A 20346-nucleotide genomic window follows, 5' to 3' on the forward strand; every position below is an offset into this window, starting at 1 on the left:
CAGTCATTTAGTAGTTTTACCATTTTCATTGAGAATAAAGGGTATGGTAAAATAAAATTGGAGGTAGAATATGAAACTTACACTATACACTGACTACTCATTACGAGTTCTATTATATTTAGCAAGCGCACCTCAAAACAACAAACTAATCCAAATAAAAGAAATAGCAGAAGCTTATGGCATTTCGAAAAATCATCTTATGAAGGTTACCTTTCATCTTGGAAAGTTAGGCTATGTGGAGACTATCCGCGGCCGTAATGGGGGATTATTGTTAGCCAAGGAACCAAAGGAATTGAATATTGGTGAATTGGTACGGCAAACGGAGGAAGACTTTCATATTGTTGAGTGTTTTCAAGATAATGCGTCTTGTATCATATCGCCACATTGTAAGTTAAAAGGCGTATTATATCAGGCGACACAAGCGTTCATATCTGTCTTGGATCAATACACTTTAGCTGATCTGATAACAAACAAAGAGCAATTGACCACTCTATTGTTTACAGAAGAAAAAAACATGGACAAAAATAAAGAGAGCAAACAGGAGTAACCTGCTTGCTCTCTTTTTTCTTACTCTTCTTCTTCAGCCAAGAAAGTGTTTAACATTTCTTCAATCATGTCCCACTCTTCATCCGTTTCAACCGGTTGAAGGTCGCCACCTTCTTCTGATTCGCTAGGAACGAAGCTTGATGCATGGATTTCGATGTCATCCTGGTCATCATTTTCCGCACCTACTGGGTAATAAAGTACATAGGACTTTCCAAATTCCTCAGAATCAAATGTGAAAAGCACCTCACATAATTGCTCATTCCCGTTTTCGTCTACTACTGTAATATTTTGTTCTCCGTGTTCCATTATGCTCACCTCTAATTTATTGTTGGCTGTCAAGATATCCTTGTAAAATGACAACGGCAGCCATCTTGTCTATTACTTGCTTTCTTTTTTTTCTACTTACGTCAGCAGAAAGCAGAATTCTTTCTGCTGCTACAGTAGAAAGCCTTTCATCCCAATAGATGACCGGCAGTCCCGTTTTAGCAGTCAGCATTTCACCATAATGCTGACTGGCTTCGCCGCGGGGACCGATAGAACCGTTCATATTCTTTGGTAAGCCAACTACGACTTTCTCAGGCTTATATTCAGCGATGATCTGCTTCAATCGCTTAAACCCTAAATTTTTTATTGCTTCATCAATTTTTATCGTTTCCAAGCCCTGTGCTGTCCATCCCATTTCATCACTGATGGCAACACCGACTGTTTTGGAACCGACGTCTAAGCCCAAAATGCGCATGTACTACTCCTTGCGGTGCTGTTCTAGGTAAGACTTCACTAATTCTTCAATTAGCTCGTCCCTTTCAATTTTCCGAATAAGCGTTCTTGCTTCTTTATGACGCGGAATGTATGCTGGGTCTCCAGATAGCAAGTAACCGACAATCTGGTTGATGGGGTTGTACCCTTTTTCCTGCAACGCCTCATAAACTGTTATTAATACGTCATCCACATTAGCTTCCAATGCATCTTCCGGAAAGTTAAACTTCATTGTTTTGTCAAAGGAGCTCATCATTTGCACCTCTCTCTTAGACTTCTTTTTTTCTATCTGCTTGTCAATTGTTACCTATATTGTACACCAAATGTCGGCAATGTTAAACGGATTTTATCCAATCTTCAACAGATTGTAATGCAGAATCGACTTGTTCCGGGTTTTTACCGCCTGCTTGTGCCATGTCAGGACGACCTCCGCCGCCGCCACCGCAACGTGTAGCCACTTCTTTTACAACCTTGCCGGCATGGTAACCTTTTTCAATTAGATCTTTTGTTACCCCTGCAGAAATATTCACTTTACCATCTTGGACGCTTGCAAGTACTATGATACCAGAACCAAGCTTATTTTTTAAATCATCCACCATCGTACGCAGATTATTCATGTCTGTTCCTGCTACCTTGCTCACTAGCATTGTTACGCCATTAACGTCTTTCGCTTTGGAAGAAAGGCTGGATGCTTCAATGTTTCCAAGCTTCGAAGCCAAGGATTGGTTTTCTCTTTGCAGTTCTTTCATATCAGATAAAAGAACATCGATTCTTGTTCCAACTTCCTGTGGTTTCGTTTTCAGCTTCGCCGCTGCATCTTTTAACAGTTGTACTTGATCATTTAGTAAACGGTAAGCCCCTTCACCTGTGACAGCTTCCATACGGCGTGTTCCTGCTCCTATTCCAGATTCAGAAACAATCTTGAATAAACCAATTTCAGATGTATTTGGAACATGGCAACCACCGCATAGCTCAAGGCTGTATTCTCCAACTTGGACAACACGGACAATATCTCCGTACTTTTCACCGAACAATGCCATGGCACCCATTGCTTTTGCTTCTGAGATGGATTTGTTTTCAATGACAACATTGATGCTAGCCCAGATTTTTTCATTAACAATCGCTTCGATTTTCTCGATTTCCTCTTGTGTCACTTGACCAAAATGAGAGAAGTCAAAGCGAAGACGATCTGCCGTCACTTGTGATCCCGCTTGGTTTACATGAGTCCCAAGCACGTCTTTTAATGCTTGATGCAAAATATGTGTAGCTGTGTGATTTTTAATAATTTGTGCACGGTTTTTCGCATGTACTTCTGCTTTAACGGCCTGTTCTCTATTTAACACGCCTTCTTCCACTACGATGGTATGAAGGTTTTGGCCGTTTGGAGCTTTTTGAACATCCTTTACAAATCCTCTGCCAGATTCGGTTACGATGTAGCCGTGGTCAGCAATCTGGCCTCCGCTTTCCGCGTAAAAAGGTGTTTCCGCCAAAATTACTTGAACCTCATCACCTGTTACAGCTGAATCTGCTAGCTCGCCGTCTTTAACAATAATAGATAAAGTCGTTTCTGCAGTAAGCTGGTCATATCCGACGAAACTGCTTTCTGTACGGATTTCCCCAAGCACACCTGATTGAACTTGCATGGAATTAGAGTCTTGACGGGCGGAACGAGCACGATCACGTTGCATTTCCATTTCCTTTTCGAAACCTTCGTGATCAAGCGTCATACCCTGTTCTTCCACATATTCTTCTGTCAGTTCAACAGGGAAGCCATACGTATCATACAGTCGGAATGCGTCTGAACCAGAAACCACCGTACTTCCATCTTCTTTAGCCTTTGCTATGACAGTGGAAAGGATCGCCAACCCGTCATTCAATGTTTCATGGAAACGCTCTTCTTCGGTTTTCACTACACGCTGAATGAAGTCTTGTTTTTCTTTTACCTCTGGGTAGAAATCGACCATGATTTCCGCTACAACCGGTACAAGCTCATACATAAATGGGCGGTTGATGCCAAGTTGTTTTGCGTAACGAACAGCTCTTCTTAGTAAACGGCGAAGTACATAGCCACGTCCTTCATTAGAAGGCAGGGCTCCATCACCTACTGCAAATGTCACGGTACGGATATGGTCAGCGATTACTTTGAATGCCGTATCTTTTTCAGCATTTGTGCGATATTTTTCACCGGACACATTTTCAGTCGCTTCGATAATAGGAATAAAAAGATCTGTATCAAAGTTTGTTGGTACGTCTTGGATAACAGCTACCATACGCTCAAGGCCCATACCTGTATCAATATTCTTCTTTGGAAGCGGTGTGTATGTATGGTCTGGGTTGTGATTGAACTCAGAAAATACAAGATTCCAAATTTCAAGGTAGCGTTCGTTCTCTCCACCTGGATATAGTTCTGGATCATTCAGGTCATTGCCATAGCTTTCACCACGGTCATAGAAAATTTCTGTGTTTGGTCCACTTGGGCCTTCTCCAATATCCCAGAAGTTACCCTCTAGGCGGATAATTCTTTCAGCAGGAACGCCAATTACTTCATTCCAGTACTTATATGCTTCTTCATCTTCTGGATGAATGGTGACGGATAGCTTTTCCGCTTCAAAACCAATCCATTTTTCGCTCGTAAGGAATTCCCAAGCCCAGTCGATCGCTTCTTTTTTGAAGTACTCTCCAATGGAGAAGTTACCAAGCATTTCAAAGAATGTATGGTGGCGTGCTGTTTTTCCTACGTTTTCAATATCATTGGTACGGATGGATTTTTGTGCATTGCAAATACGGGGATTTGCTGGGATGACACGGCCATCAAAGTATTTTTTTAGGGTTGCCACGCCACTGTTGATCCATAATAGGGATGGGTCTTCGTGTGGGACAAGGGATGCGCTAGGTTCAACAGCATGTCCTTTTTCTTTAAAGAAGTCTAGGAACATTTGTCGTACTTGAGCAGATGTTAGATGTTTCATTTGATTTTCCTCCTTTAGGTGTTACTGATTAAACTCCTGTTTCCTTTCGTTCCAGGTGGTCGCTTATCCAGAGGGCGGTGCTTGAGCCTCCTCGCTGCGCTGTGGGGTCTCAACCTACCGCTACCTCCCGCCGGAGTCTCACACCTTGCACTTCAGTCAACAGGGAAATTTGAAGAAAACAAAAAACTCCCGTCCCTAATAACAGGGACGAGAGTGTTCTCGCGGTACCACCCTGATTATGACAGAATGGTTCTGTCATCTCTCAGATTGCTTTAACGGTGCAAGCCGGCAGGATTTTACCCTGCTCTCCGGATTAGCTTTCCATTACCCTTCACCCTGGAATCCTTTCAGCCGTGGAATTCCTCTCTTTCAGGATGGTCTGTAATGTACTCAGATCCTTCTTTGAATTGGTTTATGTAGCTAGTATGCTTCGATTATATGCAACAGAAAGACCGTTGTCAATGTTTGATGAAATGAGCAGTAAGATGTGTTAAAGTAACCTTCAGCACAGCGAATACAGGTACTGCCAAAATCAATCCTACCACCCCTGCGACCTCTCCTCCAATTAATAGAGCCAAAATGATGAATACCGGGTGAATATGAAGACTTTTGCCCACGATTAATGGCGATAAAATGTTCCCTTCTATAAATTGCAGACCAAAAATAATGACGATTACCCATAGTACCATCTTCACAGAAATAGTCGCAGCGATGATAACTGCCGGAAAAGCTCCGATAATCGGTCCAAAATAAGGGATGATGTTCGTGATTCCTATTATCACACCAAGCACGAGTGGGTATTTCATGCCAGTCAGCCAGAGACTTGCGGTTGCAAGTATGCCTATGATCAAACATACCGTCAACTGTCCTCTTATATAGCTGCCTAGTGAGATGTCTACGTCCTTCAAAAAGGCAATTCCCGGTTCCCTCCATTTTCGAGGGGTCAAGTACCAGACCGTTTTTTTCACTTGATCATAATCCTTCAACAGGTAAAACACTATGAAAGGAATGACAATCAATATAAAAAAGGAGTTTAATACCCCTTTTAATCCGGCTACAACTTTTGTCAAGAGATTGGAGAGCATTGCTTCAAATTCACTAAAGGTTTGATCCACTCTATCGTGGATTCCGTCCGGCCAACTAGAAGTGGAACTATGAATCTGCTTGATCCAACCGCTATATGTTTGAGACAGTCGCGGGAAGTTTTCTGAAAGCTCCCAAAGCTGGTCAATGATGACAGGTATCCCTTTATAAGCTATGAGACCGATTCCACCAAAAAATAATAGGTAAATGATTAAGATAGCAATTGGTCTAGGCATCCCTCTGTTGTGAGTGTATTCTACAACGGGATGCAGCAGGTATGTAATGAAAATACTGATGAAAAATGGGATGCTGATGATGAAGATAACCTTCAAAACGGGCGCCCACAATGGACTCAGTTTCATAAAAACATACAAAATGATCATAACGAGTAGAAGTGTACCTAGGCGTAACAGCCATTTCTTCTGATTTTCCAAGAGAAACGCCTCCTACTCGTTATTCTCTATTTAGTTAAAGGTATTTATACGTTATTTACTTCAACTCTGAAATAGAATCGGCCACCGTTTTCATAATAAATTGCAGGTCTTCATCACTGATGGACAGAGGTGGTGACAGAGTAAGGACATTATTAAATCCAGCCACGGTCGCTCCGTTTTTTCCAACTATTAAGCCCCTCTTTTTACATGCGGCAATGACTCCGTTAATCTTGTCTATTTCAATCGGCTCTTTTGTTTCCTTGTTTTTAACAAGTTCCAATCCTATTAACAGCCCTTTTCCCCGGACATCTCCAACAAAGGGATGATCAGACAGGCGGGATTTGAGTTCGCTTAATAATATTGCCCCTTTTTCTGCAGAGCGCTCTATCAGCTTTTCATTTTCCATTATTTCAAGGTTTTTTAATGCCAAAGCACATGATGCCGGACTGCCCCCAAAAGTATTCACATGGCGCAGGTAGTCATATTCCTCAGATCCTTTGAATTGGTCATAGATTTCTTTTTTCACTGCAGTGGCCGAAAGGGGCAGATAGGCACTTGTAATGCCTTTGGCCATGGTGATGATGTCTGGTTTCACGCCATAATTCATGAATCCAAATGGCTTTCCTGTTCTTCCAAAACCGCAAATCACTTCATCTACAATCAAAAGGGCACCATGCTTTTTACAGATTTCAGAGACTGCTCCCATGTAGCTGTCTGGTGGAGTGAGGATTCCTCCGCCTGTAATGATTGGTTCCATGATCATTGCTGCAATGGTCTCGCTGAGCTCCCAAGTCATCACTTGATCCACGTCTTTTACGCATCTCATCCTCATGGGATCTCCTGTTTGCGCATCTTCCATTCTATACGTGTCGGGAGGAGGGATGTGTACAAACCCTGGTGCCAGTGGTTCATATTTATATTTTCGTTGCGCCTGGCCTGTTGCTGCTAATGAACCCATGGTGTTTCCGTGATAAGAACGGTATCTGGATACAATTTTATAGCGGTTGCTCTCACCGCGCTGAGCATGATATTGTCTTGCAATTTTAAAGGCTGTTTCATTTGCTTCCGATCCGCTGTTGGAAAAGAAAATGACATAATCTTCTCCAAGCCACTCGTTAAGTTTTTCAGCAAGTTTTATTGCCGGGACGTGACTTTGTGTTAGTGGAAAATAAGCGAGTTCTTTCAGCTGTTCGTACGCCGCTTCTGCAAGTTCCGTTCTGCCATAGCCGACGTTGACACACCAAAGCCCTGACATCCCGTCCAAATAACGGTTTCCATCGATATCGGTGATCCAAGCGCCTTTTGCTTCTTTTACTACCATGGTGGAGGAGGGACTATAGGGTTTCATGGAATGCCATAGATAGCGGTCATCTTGAGCCAATAAACTTTGTTCTTGCGTTTGATTTATTTTAGCCAACGGAAACACCCTTTCTATCTTCATTACACCGCTGGTGATTTCCCCAAATGGCTTCGCTTTCCGCGGGGCGACCTTGAGCCTCCTCGGTTCCCTGCGGAGTCTCAACATTGTCGCTACTCCCCCGCAGGACAAGGAAAGCTTCGACAGCGATGCATCGCACGAAGAAAATGCGTAGCATTTTCGAGGAGTCTACGCCTTTTGCTCCAATCACCAGCTAGAAAACTTTTCTATACTCTACACCTTATTTTAAAAATCGTATCTTGATGTGATCATTTTTTTACGGGTGAAGAAGTTGACGCCGTCTTTTCCGTTTACATGTAGGTCGCCGTAAAACGAATCTTTCCAGCCGGAGAATGGGAAAAATGCCATGGTTGCAGGAACTCCTACATTGACACCGATCATTCCAGCATCCGCTTCTTCCCTGAACTGCCTTACAGCCTTGGCATCTTTTGTGTAGATGGTTGCGCCATTTCCGAATCGGGATTTTTCGATATGAGCAAGCGCCTCGTCAAGGTCTTTTGCCCGCAAGAGACTAAGTACAGGAGCAAAGATCTCTTCCTTGGCAATCGTCATTTCTGGGGTCACATGATCAAAGATGGTTGGCCCAAGGTAATTTCCTTCTGTCATTTCATCCATTTCTTTCCGCCCATCGCGAATCAGAGAAGCTCCTTCGGAAACGCCCTTTTTAATATAGCCTAGTACTTTTTCTCTGTGACTTTCCCTAATAACCGGTGTCAGCAATACGTCTTCATCCATACCATTACCGATTGTCAGGGAATTTGATTTGTTTTTCAGCTCTTCCACAAATGAATCATTATCACCGACCACCACTACTGCACTGCATGCCATGCAACGCTGCCCAGCACTTCCAAATGCAGAGGTTAAAATATGTTGAGCAGCTTTTTCTATGTTGGCATCCGGCATGACGACATGGTGGTTTTTCGCACCAGATAATGCCTGAACCCGCTTCCCATTTTTGGCGGCAGTTTCAAACACATATTTTGCAACCGGCTGGGATCCTACAAAGGATATAGCTTTAACATCCTCATGATCTAACAGCCCATTGACTACATCATGTGCACCGTGGACAATATTCAACACTCCGTCTGGTGCTCCTGCTTCTGTAAACAACTCGACCAATCGATTGGCAAGCATCGGGGTCCGTTCTGAAGGCTTCAAAACAAATGTATTACCACAAGCGATGGCAAGCGGGAACATCCATAGCGGAACCATCATTGGAAAGTTAAAAGGCGTTATTCCGCCTACAACTCCCAGCGGGTATCTGTACATGCTAGAATCAATATCTTCCGCAATATTGGATAAGGTCTCCCCCATCATCAATGTTGGTGCACCAGCTGCAAACTCTACACACTCCAACCCTCTCTGCACTTCTCCATGTGCTTCTTTGAACGCTTTTCCGTTTTCAAGAACAATTAACTTTGCCAGTTCGTCATGATTTTTTGTTAATAGGTGATGGTAGGCATACATGATGCGTGCACGTTTAGGTACAGGCATATCCTTCCATGTTTTAAATGCCAGCTTGGCTGCCTTCACTGCCTCCTCTACATCTTCTTTGGTAGATATCGGCACCTTTACCAAACATTCTTTTGTTGCGGGATTGATGACTTCCATCTTCTCTGAACCTTTGGAATCCACCCATTTTCCATCTATGAAATTTTGCAATACCCTTGTGTCTTTTGAAGTAATTGCCATAATATTGTCCTCCTCATTCGTTAATAGAATATTTAGAACTTATGACTATTATCTGACAAAATAGAAAGGCTTTCATTAGACAAAATGTAAAATGGATAAGGTTTCGTTCCTGACATTTTGGCAGAAAAAAAGTTGGTCCCTTCAGGAAACCAACTTTGTCAGCATTTTAAAAACTAAATGTTTTACTATCTCCGTCTAAATACGAATTGGTTGTGTTCAAATATTCATATACCATTACCATGAACTCAATCACAAGCCTTTTTTCAGAAGTCATGAAGTCCTCCCCAAGTAAGCTTTCAAGTTTTTGGATCCGATGATAGAGAGTCTGTCTAACAATATAGAGCTTACTTGCCGTCTCTTTTTTAGAACCATTGCAGGAGAGATAGATCTTCAACGTCTCAAGAAGCTTCCCATTATGCTTTTGATCATAAATAATGACAGGCTCCAAATATTCCATGACAAAATCACGAAGATCATGATGTTTTTGCATGAAAGAAATCAAGCGGTAAATATGAAGGTCCTCAAAAAAGGAGAAATATTCATCCTTCAACAGTTGCTCCTGAATTTGCATAGCCTCCCATGAAGACTGATAACTTTTGGATAGTTGATCAAGAGGCAGAACATATTTCCCAACAGCAAAACGGAGTGAATAATTTCCTTTGGAGTCCTTTTGTTTGCCGAGAATGTTGGCTACTCCTTCAGATAGCCTATCCTTCCAACCTTTCTCCTCTCTTCTGTTTATAAGAATGACCGTTAGCGTATTTTTCATTTCTGTAAAGAACACAGAGAAACCTTGTTGTTCAAAGATGGAGCGAAATAAAAGGGTTAAATAAGTTTTGTCCAGCGCCGGGGCATGTTGGTTTTTCTTTTTACAAAGAAGTACCACTCCGCCTTTATGAAAAACAGCCTCATTTCGACCAAGGAAATCCCGGATGGATTCTTTGCTCTGACCACCTTCAAGCCAACTGCGAAGCCACTCGCTTTCTTCAAGTCTTCTTTTCTCCTCCACATACAATCCTCTTAAAATATGCTGAGCAAGCGCTGTGATGGTTCGATCTAATAGTAAATGATCGAACTCGCTCAACACACGGTCGTGAGAAAGAATATGTATGATGCCATGTTGCTTGTCCATTACTTGAACAGACTCCCTTAAGTACCTTTCTTTCAAAAGATCAGCATTCATCGAGCATACGATTTTTTTCCGCTCGTGAATAGGAACGTCCGGTATGAAGAACCTTTCTCCCGATTTATTTTCATATATAATTTGAGTTTCCAAATGTTCTTGCAAATAATGTAGTATTTGCATTTCATGGGTAATGGTCAAAAGTTTCTTGTTCAACGTTTGAGAGTAACTTTCGAGTTGAGAGATCATTTGATATTGCTGGTTAATCAACACAGAATGAATATCTTGCGTAATATCTACAAATGACACTTCCTGATGAAAGAGGATGAGAGGGAATGCTTGTGCATTAGCTAAGTTAATGATTTCTTGTGGGATGGAGGGGATATAGGCACCTTTTTCAATACACAATCCGGCAGCCTGACAGTTTATAAGCTGCTGAACAAACGACTTAAATTTCTCCATATTATTTCCAAAAGAAACCCCAGTGGATAAAATTAGTTCTTGTCCATTCAACAACTTTTCTATATTGGTGATTTCCACGACATGCACCCATTTTACTTGACGGTGGATGCCTTGTTTCCCTGCGACTACCTCAGATTTTTCAAATTGCTTCCGCTTCATGATCTCCTGTAGGGACAACATGGTTTTCATGTATTCACCTCTTTTTCTAAAATGGTTGCTACCTTTATGTATGACTAGGTCCTAAAACGATACTTTAATTATAACGTAATCAAGGGTGTTATTTAATTAAATATTCTGACAAAAATACACAAAAGATGACATGTTGGCCTTTTCTCCACATGTCATCTTTTGTCTCTTAATTATTTATCGGAAAATATAACTGAATCTCCTGGACCATTTCTTGAAATTCACCTTCATCATTAAAGTCGCTTGAATCCCAGTTTTCCAAAATCCAATTGACAAGTTCTTCAGGTGAATTAAAAAACTCGCCACTAGAATCTGCTTTGCGGATGGTGAACCTGTTGTTGTCTTCATCAATTGTTACCTCGCAAGGGTAGGCGCTCTCTTTGCATTTCAATTGATACTCCATATAAAGAATACTCCTTTCACGATGCAGTTTGCATGATTTTATTCGCAGCAAGATCAAACTATGAAGGTTTCGTTAATTTTCTTGCCGTTGTTGCTTAATCAATAGGGAGGCAAAGTACTTCCTTGAATCTGCATGCTTAATGTGTAGGGTCTCTTCATGGGAAATCTCTTTCTTACCATCGTTTCGTTCCAGAACAAGAAAGGAGCCTTCTAAGTTCTCTTCTACATCTTTAATACGAAACCCTTTATTTATGAAAAAATCTATCTTTTCTTTTTCTGCTATATATTGTTGATAATCACTCAAATTATATTCCTCCTAACAGGTTAACTTGAAAGTTCTTTTGGTTCGTCATAAGTTTCCGCTTCGTCCAAGATAACCCAGTCTCTACCAACTGTAATTCCAAGATACTTCTCATCATCAGGATCCTCAATTTCAGCCTGCTGATACTTTTTAAAGTACCAATATTTTGCAAGAATATAATATAGACCCCCACCCACTACAAAACCGACAATAAACGAATAGTTTGCAAGATAGTATGCTGCCGCTCCTCCTACAAACCAAGAAATAAATCCTGCTAGATTAAAGCCTTTTGTATATTTGAACTGACCATTGTTTTCATAAAGATCATGCACGTTCACGCGGCGTTTCCTCAATAAATAGTAATCCGCAAACAGAATCCCCACGATTGCTGAAAGAATTCCCCCAACAACCAATAAAACCGGAATTAATATTCCAAAAAGGTTCCAAGGTTGAACAACAGAACCTACTATCCCAGCGATGACAACACCAGCCCAGAACGGAACTTTTGGACCTCCAACATTGGAAAAAATGGTTGCAGCCGGGATAAGGTTGGCTGAAGCATTGGTAGACCATTGGGCAAAAATAATCATTAATAAAAGAACACCTAGAACAATTCCACTGGCTGCCTCCTGCAACGCGACAACAGGATCATAGTTTGATACGGCAATATATGAAACACCGCCGATGGCTACCATGAATGTTTGTGTAATCGGCAAGGCAATGACGCTTCCGACAATGCTGGATTTGTTTCGTTTTAACCAGTTTCGTTCATATTTAGGTGCTTTAATGAAACGCGAGATAGATGGAATATCTGCTGCCAATGTTGCCCAGAATCCCATGTTACTGAATATGACTATCAGGAAAGCTGTTACGGCAGCTCCTCCTGTTACCGGGCTTTCGATCCACGACCATACTTCCCTGCCTTGATCCAGTGCTCTATCAGATAGGGTGGTGTACATCCAGGCAGAAATGATGATTATGATTGGTGCTGCAAGATCAGCAAAGCGCTCAACCGCTTTAATGCCAAGTGCGGTATTAAGTAGTTGAACAGCTGCAAAAATGAGAAAACACACAAACCAGTTATCAAATCCTGTTAGTGTAAATAGTATGGCATTCATGGCGGTGGCGCCAAAGTAGGTGTTGATACCAAACCAAAAGGATGCCGCCAAGCCACGGATGATAGAAGGGATATGTGTTCCTATCGTTCCGAATGGTGCCCGCATATAAACCGGGAAAGAGAGTCCGTGTTCAATTCCTATATCCCCTGTAATGGTCATGAACAATCCAATGGCTACGCTACCGATGATGGTAGCAACGATTACCCAGCCAAGCGATAAGCTTTGTACGCCTGCTCCTCCTATTGCAAAGGCAGCGAGTACGACTGCCATCCCGACCCACATGACTGCAAATCCGACTGTGCCGATTTTTCTGTTTGCGTGAGAGATTGGGAGTAGGTCTGGCGATTTTAAGTAACTTTCATTCTTTTTCATAACAACACCCCATTTTAAAATTTAAAGTATCTTTCAACTCTTGCAGTTCTGCGTTCCGGGTGATCGCTTTCCACGGGGGGCGTGTGCTTGAGCCTCCTCCCAACGCTTCAGGGGTCTCAACCTACCGCTACCTCCCGCCGGAGAGAGTCTCTCACCCTGCACTTCGAACTGCAAGGAAATCTTTTTTGTTATATAACAAATGCTTGACCTAGGGTGATTGTGTAGGTCAAGCATACGGAGGTTGGTTGAATAGAATTGTTAGGTTAGTTGGGTTAGATGGACAAGGTCTCGTTCTGTTTCAGTTGGGATGCTGCTCCATATCTGTTGCGTTTAATATATTGCCCGCTTCCTGCTTTACCGACAAATTGCTTATCTCGAACGACAAAGTCACCTCGCACGAGTACAGAAACAGGTTCACCGGTGATTTTCATTCCTTCAAATGCATTATAATCAACAGCCATATGGTGGGTCGTAGCGGATATCACCCTTTCATGGTTCGGGTCAAAAATGACGATATCGGCATCAGCTCCAACGGAAATGGTGCCTTTTTTTGGAAACATTCCAAAAAGCTTTGCGACTCTTGTGGAAACAATGTCGACGAACTGATTGATGGATATCCGCCCTTTTTTCACACCTTCTGAAAACAGAATGCTGACCCTGTCTTCGATCATCGGCCCTCCATTTGGTATTTTTGTAAAGTCACCTTTTCCTAGCGTTTTTTGTCCTTCAAAGTCAAACGAGCATTGATCAGAGCCAAGTGTCTGAAGCTGACCGCTTTTTAAGGCATTCCATAAAACTTCTTGATGCCATTTATCACGCAAAGGAGGGGACCAGACATATTTGGCACCTTCAAAGTTCGGTTTTTCTAAATAGCTTTTATCAAGAGCCAAGTATTGCGGACAGGTTTCTCCCCAGATTTCCACCCCTTTGTTTCTTGCTTCGGCAATCTTCTCTACCGCTTCAGCACAGGACACATGAACCACATAAAGCTGAGAATCTGCAAGCGAAGTAAGTTGGGCAGCCCTTCCAGTTGCTTCCCCTTCCACTTCAGGAGGCCTTGTTAAGGCATGGTAAATTGGGTCTGTATTTCCGTTTTCCAATGCTTCCTTTGTTAAGTAATCAATAACATCTCCATTTTCTGCGTGAACCATGACAAGAGCACCAAGGTCCTTCGCCGCCTTTAACGTATGAAAGAGGGTTGCATCATCTGCCTGGAACACATTTTTATAAGCCATAAATACTTTAAAAGAAGTGATGCCTTCTTTTTCAATTACTTGTGGAAGCTCCTTCATGACCGTTTCATTCATTTCACCAATCATTAAATGAAAGCTATAGTCGATAACCGCTTTATCCTTTGACTTCTCATGCCAAGTTTTAATCGCATCTTTAAGTGGACGACCCTTTTCTGTAAGGCAAAAATCAATGATGGATGTCGTTCCTCCAAAAGCTGCGGCCATTGTTCCACTTTCAAAATCATCTTTTGTAACAGTTCCCCCAAAGGGCATATCCAAGTGTGTATGAGGATCAATCGCACCAGGAAAGATATAACAGCCTTTCGCATCAATCACTTCCGCATCCGCTGAGGAAAGGTTGAGTCCGATAGAAGAGATCGTTTCCCCGTCAATTAAAATATCTGCTTCATACTGGTCGCTTGCTGTCACAATGATTCCGTTCTTTATTAGTTTTTTTGCTGCCATTTTATTCATTCCCCCTTATTTAACCGTATCCACTTCGCATTGTTTCAATAAACCAAGAGCAGATTGCCTGTCATTCCATGTCATTGGCGGTTGTTCATGTGGCAGCTCCACCATGGTGATAGCGTCTTCCACCGGGCAGACAATAGAGCAAAGGTTACACCCTACACAATCTTCTTCTCTTACTTGCAAATATGATTTTCCTGAGGAATCCTTCAACATATCAATACACTGGTGGGAAGTATCTTCACAGGCGATATGGCATTTATTGCAGTTAATACAGGTATCCTGATTGATTCTTGCCACAATCTTGTAGTTCAAATCAAGATTTCCCCAGTCCGAATATTTCGGTACAGATTTTCCTACAAGGTCCATCACCCTGGCAATTCCTTTTTCATCTAGGTAATTATTCAGCCCATCCAACATGTCTTCCACAATTCGGAATCCATGATGCATAGCTGCGGTACAGATTTGAACACCAGTTGCCCCCATTAGCATAAACTCCACCGCATTTTGCCAGTTAGAGACACCGCCCATTCCGGAGATCGGAACATTTATTCTTGGGTTTCTTGCACATTCCCCCACCATATTCAGTGCGATTGGTTTTACAGCTGGCCCGCAATACCCGCCATGGGCCCCTTTACCGCCCACATGAGGTATAGTGTTCCAACTATCAAGATCCACACCAGCGAGGCTGTTGATTGTATTGATCATACTGACAGCGTCCGCTCCTCCTCTAACTGCTGCCTCTGCCGTCACTGTGATGTCGGTGATGTTTGGTGTCAATTTAACGATGACAGGTGTATTTGCTGCTTCTTTTGCCCAATAGGTTTGCTTTTCGACAAGGTCCGGAACCTGACCGGATGCAGAACCCATTCCCCTTTCAGCCATTCCGTGCGGACAGCCGAAGTTCAACTCCAGTCCATCCACTCCTACCGCTTCCACCTTTTTCACAATTTCATGCCATTTTTCTTGTTTTGGTTCTACCATCAAAGAGGCAATGACCGCTCGATCTGGAAACTTCTTTTTGGTTTCTTCTATTTCTCTTAAGTTCACTTCTAAAGGTCTGTCGGTAATGAGCTCAATATTGTTGAAACCCGCTACTCTCTGTCCATTAAAACTGACTGCAGCAAACCGAGAAGACACATTAATAATCGGATCACCAAGCGTCTTCCATACAGCGCCTCCCCACCCTGCTTCAAAAGCACGCTGCACCTGATATCCCGAATTAGTTGGCGGTGCTGAAGCGAGCCAGAATGGATTAGGTGCTTTAATACCTGCCAAATTTATTGATAGATCTGCCAAATGCTTTCCCCCTCACACTATTTTTCAGGCCGTCTCCACCTTGTTTTTTACAAATTTTTCATACAGAGCATATGCTGTGAGTTTTCCTTGTTCCGCAGCAGTTACCACCATTGCCTCTCCTTGGCCCTTACCGAAAACGACATCGCCACAGGCAAATATTTTATCATTAGAGGTTTGATGGGTACGTTTGTCTATCTTCACTACTCCATCGTCATGAATGAGACCGAATTGCTCTATAAGATTGGTGTATCTGGTCTGACCGATTGCCTTAATGACAGCATCAACTTGCAATGTGAATTCGGAACCATCCACTTTCATTGGTCTTCTTCTACCGTCAGCCCCAGGCGCCCCAAGCTCCATTCTTACGCATTCAATGGCCGTGACTTCGCCTTTTTCGTTTCCGATAATTTTACTTGGCGCTGTAAGCCAGCGGAATTCTACACCATCCTGCTTTGCAAACTCATACTCAAAGTCATAAGCAGTCATCTCTTCTTGCGTCCTGCGATAAAGAATTTTTACATTTTCTGCACCAAGCCGAACTGAACATGTCGCACCATCGATTGCAGTATTTCCGGCACCAATGACCACGACATTTTTCCCTTTGAATTTATCTGTAATGCTAGTGGTTTTTGTTTCTTTTACAAAATCAATGGCATCATACACTCCATTTAGATTTTCGCCGTCAATACCTAGCATCGGGACACTGGCCATGCCGACAGCTAAAATAACACCATCATAGTGAGTCAGAATATCATCTACTGATATGTCCACTCCCACTCTTGTATTGGTTCGTATCTCCACATCTAAGCTTTTAACCTGTTCCACTTCCCAAAAAGAAACACTTTTAGGTAGGCGGAAGGAAACAATTCCATACGTATTCAGGCCTCCTGCTTCTTTCTCTGCTTCAAAAATAGTGACTTGAAATCCAAGTAGAGCCAGTTCACGAGCTGCAGAAAGCCCCGCTGGCCCCCCACCGACAATCGCTACTTTTTTTCCGTTGGATTTCCCTTTTTGGAAAAGAACCTGCTCGTTTCGAATGGCCCAGTCTGTTGCATAGCGTTGAAGATCGCCTATTGCAATTGGTTTTGTATGATGATTAAGAACGCATGCCCCTTCACACAACTCCTCCGTCGGGCATACCCTCGAACAGCTTGCTCCGACAGGATTGGCACTCATAATTGTTTTGGCGGAACCTTTTAAGTTACCTGAAGCAATTTTTTTGATAAAAGAAGGAATATCAATACTTGTCGGGCACGCTACAATACAAGGTGCATCGTAGCAATATAAACAGCGGTTAGCCTCCTCCAACGCTTCCCGATCTGTTAGACCAGGTTTTGCTTCCATAAAATTCACCGTTAAATCTTCTAAATCAATTCGTTTCATTGCCCCTTTCACATACCCACTCCCCTTTATCCATTCTCGCAAGAAAAAAAGGCAACTCATATCGACGGATGTGCCCAATATTAACTACTGGAATCAGGTTCACAAACTGCGAATGAATTACCTCTTGTCCTTTACGGCAAAAGTGCGGTCATTTCTTCATATGTCTCCGGTCTTCTGTCACGGTAAAATTGCCACACATCTCTCACTTCACGGATTAATTTTTTGTTCATTTCACCAATGATTACTTCGTCTTGATCTCTGCTGCCGATGGAAACGAAGGATCCTCTTGGGTCAACCAGATAGGACTGTCCATAAAACTCGCCCATTTTCCATGGACCTTCCACCCCAACCCTGTTGATGGCACCGACATAATAGCCATTTGCCACTGCATGTGCAGGTTGCTCCAATTTCCATAAGTATTCTGAGAGACCGGCCACTGTAGCGGAAGGGTTAAAGACGATTTCAGCACCTTTTAAACCAAGCAGTCTTGCACCCTCAGGAAAATGTCTGTCATAGCATATGTACACACCAACTTTTGCATATGCTGTATCAAAAATCGGATATCCAAGGTTGCCCGGTTTGAAATAAAATTTTTCCCAGAAGCCGTGGCCTTGATCTCCTACCCCAACTTGAGGAATATGTTGTTTACGGTATTTTCCGAGATACTTGCCATCTGCATCAATTACTGCTGCCGTGTTGTAATACGTGGCAATGCCTTCTCGCTCATAGATTGGAAGGACTATTACTACACCAAGCTCCTTTGCAAGGTCTTGGAATAGTTTTGTTGTAGGACCATTCGGTATTTCCTCGGCAGCCTCGTACCACTTGGCATTCTGTTCACTGCAAAAGTATGGACCATAAAAGATTTCCTGAAGACAGATAATCTGCGCGCCCTTCGCTTTTGCATCTCTAACAAGGTTGATATGCTTTTCGATAGCCGCCTTTTTATGGACCGCAACGGCCTCCGAACCATCCACATCATTGGATGCTTGAATTAAACCTATCATCACTTTGTCGGACATATAAGAACCTCCCTTTGATGATTGCATGCGAAAAATAAATTATTAGAATAATTAGAACTTTATGTATATTCTACTGTCTTTAGGCTTGTTTTTCACTATACATAATGTTAAATGATACAAGGGCAAGACTGTCCACAATGTAAAATGGCAGTAACCTAGTTGATTGGAGTGGAAGGCGCGCAGAAGTCAGCGGAAATGTAATTAAGTGTTGCTTTAACTCCGCTGTTGATTTCCGCAAATGGCTTTGCTTTCCTAGGGGCGCTGCTGGAGCCTCCTCGGCAAGCCTGCGGGGTCTCCACCTAGCGCTATCTCCCTCAGGAGTCTTCGCCTTTTGCTCCAATCAACAGCTAGAAATTAAGTAAAAAACCCGCTCCTATAAAAGGAACGGGCTTCACATTAAGAAAACAATTTCTTTGCTTGCTTTCTCATCTTCTTCATATTACGTTTGGAAGTCATATCTCCCAAAAAGTTTTGCACGTCATTATTTCGGCTAAGTCGAGTGGCAGCGGCTCCAAGGCCGATCATTAACAAGGATGTCATAGCTCTGTTCATGCGACTCACTCCCAAGTTTTAGTTACATACTAATTTGTCGATCGTCTTCATGAAACAAATCATCCAAAGAACTCAACGTTCCATCCTCTTCCACCTGATGAGTATGGACCATTCCTTTGGATACGGAAAGCTCAATAAAACAACCCCAACAATAATACTGATTCACACCGATTTTACCGATATCTTTACTTTTGCAATTAGGACAACTAAGGACCATCATTGACACCTCGCGTTAGGATAGTACAGAAACGACGACGGTATCTTTTCCGATGATAAGATCTGAAGGATTCTTTACAATTTTCTTTCCCTCCGACAAATCTGCGAAAAAACCGTCCGTTACCTCATATCCTACGATTGTGCCCGTTTCCTCTTCGAAATATACATCATCCAACAGCCCGAGCTTATCCCCTTCTCCGGTTATAAAAGACTTCCCTTTTATCCCGTGAAAATGGTGATAATACACTTGTCCGTCCTTTTTGGCAATGGGTGTAAGAGCATGTTCTCCCACCATGATTGCTTCCTCGCCAAACGAATGAATGTATTCAAAGGGTAGAAACTTGGCTCGTTGGAACAGGCCTTTTCCATCGATGATCAGTCCATTAATGTGCCCTGGTTCTTCTATACAAAGATCTTTTACCCGGCCAATCTTATTCCCTGATGCCATATCGTAAATTAGCATCCCAATCACTCGAGAAAATGTTCTCAAAGAATCCACCTCTTTTCGAACATTACTAGCTTTTGTCTGATTGATTCTCCTCATACCGCGAAAGGTTTTCCATTTTAAAATAGGTGTTTCAATTCAAAAACAGGCCAATTTATTCCACCTTTGACCAAGCAGTATTTCGTAAGTCGAATAGTATGTATAGAATTCAATTAAAGGAGGTGAAAATATATGCCTAAATATTATTATTACTACAAAAATGAACACAAAGTGGTTATGGAAGATGACGCAGCAGAATTCGACTACAATAAGCATGATAAAAAGGACCATTGTGACAAGCATGATAAGAAGCATGACAAGAAGGAGCATTGTGACAAGCATGACAAAAAAGACCACAAAAAGGAAAGTTCAAAATTAGTGGAATTTGCTTATGAAACATCCGACCCCATTACAGAACTACCGTTACCTCTAACGTTCCCCCTAAGTACGCAACCACAAGTCATTGCTACAGCCACTCTGAAGGATGTCGAAAAAGGGAATGTCGTATGGCTAAATGGCCTTTACCATGTAAACAACAACTCGCCGGAATTTGCAGATGTATTTACAAGAATTTATCGGGGGAACATCTCTCCAGCAAATCTAATTTATCAAAGCATTGTAGAAGTTGACGCAGAAGGAAACGATGACGCAACAGAATCAGTTACTCAGTTTGTGGATGTGGTTCCTACTGATGCAAAGAATGTGACCTATTATCTGACAGCTCAAAAAGGTCCGTTTTCTGACGACTTAAGCGTCTTTGCCTACGGCCCTATCACTTTTACTGCTGCAGAAATCAAACAGTAAGATG

20 protein-coding genes and 1 other annotated feature are annotated in these 20346 nt (G+C 42.4%); of the genes, 2 read left to right on the plus strand and 18 right to left on the minus strand.

Annotation, left to right across the window (positions count from 1 at the left end; translation table 11 throughout):
- Positions 1 to 70: 70 nt before the first annotated feature.
- A complete protein-coding gene (locus tag B4U37_RS15625; RefSeq protein ID WP_088018942.1) occupies positions 71 to 547 on the plus strand; it encodes an Rrf2 family transcriptional regulator in 477 nt (158 codons plus the stop codon).
- Positions 548 to 567: 20 nt separating this feature from the next.
- Here the strand turns inward: B4U37_RS15625 and B4U37_RS15630 are convergent, their stop codons facing one another.
- The 18 genes from B4U37_RS15630 to B4U37_RS15720 form a co-directional block, all read right to left on the minus strand.
- A complete protein-coding gene (locus B4U37_RS15630) occupies positions 568 to 852 on the minus strand; it encodes a DUF1292 domain-containing protein (protein ID WP_010196082.1) in 285 nt (94 codons plus the stop codon).
- A 16-nt stretch (positions 853 to 868) separates the two neighbouring features.
- Positions 869 to 1285, minus strand: coding sequence for a Holliday junction resolvase RuvX (gene ruvX / locus B4U37_RS15635; RefSeq protein ID WP_088018943.1), 417 nt, complete (start codon positions 1283 to 1285; stop codon positions 869 to 871).
- Positions 1286 to 1288: 3 nt separating this feature from the next.
- Entirely contained in the window at positions 1289 to 1555 is a 267-nt protein-coding gene (locus B4U37_RS15640) for an IreB family regulatory phosphoprotein (protein WP_010196077.1), read from the minus strand.
- 82 nt (positions 1556 to 1637) lie between these two features.
- The gene (gene alaS / locus B4U37_RS15645) at positions 1638 to 4271 is read right to left on the minus strand and encodes an alanine--tRNA ligase (protein WP_088018944.1); all 2634 of its coding nucleotides are present in this window, start codon (positions 4269 to 4271) and stop codon (positions 1638 to 1640) included.
- A 200-nt stretch (positions 4272 to 4471) separates the two neighbouring features.
- Positions 4472 to 4683 (minus strand) — a binding site (T-box leader).
- 46 nt (positions 4684 to 4729) lie between these two features.
- Positions 4730 to 5788: an AI-2E family transporter gene (locus tag B4U37_RS15650; protein WP_244951526.1), complete on the minus strand. Its 1059-nt coding sequence runs from the start codon at positions 5786 to 5788 to the stop codon at positions 4730 to 4732.
- A gap of 55 nt (positions 5789 to 5843) precedes the next feature.
- Positions 5844 to 7229 (minus strand): aspartate aminotransferase family protein, encoded by a 1386-nt coding sequence (locus B4U37_RS15655; RefSeq protein WP_088020324.1) that lies wholly within the window; start codon positions 7227 to 7229, stop codon positions 5844 to 5846.
- Between the two features lie 222 nt (positions 7230 to 7451).
- Complete coding sequence (locus tag B4U37_RS15660) at positions 7452 to 8918, minus strand: CoA-acylating methylmalonate-semialdehyde dehydrogenase (protein ID WP_088018945.1); 1467 nt, start codon at positions 8916 to 8918, stop codon at positions 7452 to 7454.
- A 166-nt stretch (positions 8919 to 9084) separates the two neighbouring features.
- Entirely contained in the window at positions 9085 to 10692 is a 1608-nt protein-coding gene (locus tag B4U37_RS15665) for a PucR family transcriptional regulator (RefSeq protein WP_088018946.1), read from the minus strand.
- Positions 10693 to 10858: 166 nt separating this feature from the next.
- Complete coding sequence (locus B4U37_RS15670) at positions 10859 to 11092, minus strand: hypothetical protein (protein ID WP_010196066.1); 234 nt, start codon at positions 11090 to 11092, stop codon at positions 10859 to 10861.
- A 72-nt stretch (positions 11093 to 11164) separates the two neighbouring features.
- Positions 11165 to 11395, minus strand: coding sequence for a hypothetical protein (locus B4U37_RS15675; RefSeq protein ID WP_010196064.1), 231 nt, complete (start codon positions 11393 to 11395; stop codon positions 11165 to 11167).
- Positions 11396 to 11415: 20 nt separating this feature from the next.
- Positions 11416 to 12882 carry an NCS1 family transporter gene (locus B4U37_RS15680; protein WP_088018947.1) on the minus strand — a complete coding sequence of 489 codons (1467 nt, stop codon included), beginning with the start codon at positions 12880 to 12882 and terminating at the stop codon, positions 11416 to 11418.
- Positions 12883 to 13154: 272 nt separating this feature from the next.
- On the minus strand, positions 13155 to 14579 hold the full coding sequence (hydA, locus tag B4U37_RS15685; protein ID WP_088018948.1) for a dihydropyrimidinase: 1425 nt from the start codon (positions 14577 to 14579) through the stop codon (positions 13155 to 13157).
- Positions 14580 to 14594: 15 nt separating this feature from the next.
- Positions 14595 to 15881: an NAD-dependent dihydropyrimidine dehydrogenase subunit PreA gene (preA, locus tag B4U37_RS15690; protein ID WP_088018949.1), complete on the minus strand. Its 1287-nt coding sequence runs from the start codon at positions 15879 to 15881 to the stop codon at positions 14595 to 14597.
- A gap of 24 nt (positions 15882 to 15905) precedes the next feature.
- On the minus strand, positions 15906 to 17264 hold the full coding sequence (locus tag B4U37_RS15695) for an NAD(P)-dependent oxidoreductase (RefSeq protein WP_088020326.1): 1359 nt from the start codon (positions 17262 to 17264) through the stop codon (positions 15906 to 15908).
- Positions 17265 to 17395: 131 nt separating this feature from the next.
- Complete coding sequence (locus B4U37_RS15700) at positions 17396 to 18286, minus strand: nitrilase-related carbon-nitrogen hydrolase (protein ID WP_088018950.1); 891 nt, start codon at positions 18284 to 18286, stop codon at positions 17396 to 17398.
- Between the two features lie 396 nt (positions 18287 to 18682).
- On the minus strand, positions 18683 to 18838 hold the full coding sequence (locus B4U37_RS15710) for a YrzQ family protein (RefSeq protein ID WP_010196047.1): 156 nt from the start codon (positions 18836 to 18838) through the stop codon (positions 18683 to 18685).
- A gap of 22 nt (positions 18839 to 18860) precedes the next feature.
- Complete coding sequence (locus tag B4U37_RS15715; protein ID WP_088018952.1) at positions 18861 to 19055, minus strand: hypothetical protein; 195 nt, start codon at positions 19053 to 19055, stop codon at positions 18861 to 18863.
- A gap of 15 nt (positions 19056 to 19070) precedes the next feature.
- Positions 19071 to 19544: a PRC-barrel domain-containing protein gene (locus B4U37_RS15720; RefSeq protein WP_187443832.1), complete on the minus strand. Its 474-nt coding sequence runs from the start codon at positions 19542 to 19544 to the stop codon at positions 19071 to 19073.
- A gap of 186 nt (positions 19545 to 19730) precedes the next feature.
- Between B4U37_RS15720 and B4U37_RS22255 the strand changes: the two genes are divergently transcribed.
- Positions 19731 to 20342 (plus strand): hypothetical protein, encoded by a 612-nt coding sequence (locus tag B4U37_RS22255; protein ID WP_088018954.1) that lies wholly within the window; start codon positions 19731 to 19733, stop codon positions 20340 to 20342.
- Positions 20343 to 20346: the final 4 nt, after the last annotated feature.

The organism is Sutcliffiella horikoshii (genome assembly GCF_002157855.1).
Classification (GTDB): Bacteria; Bacillota; Bacilli; order Bacillales; family Bacillaceae_I; genus Sutcliffiella_A; species Sutcliffiella_A horikoshii_C.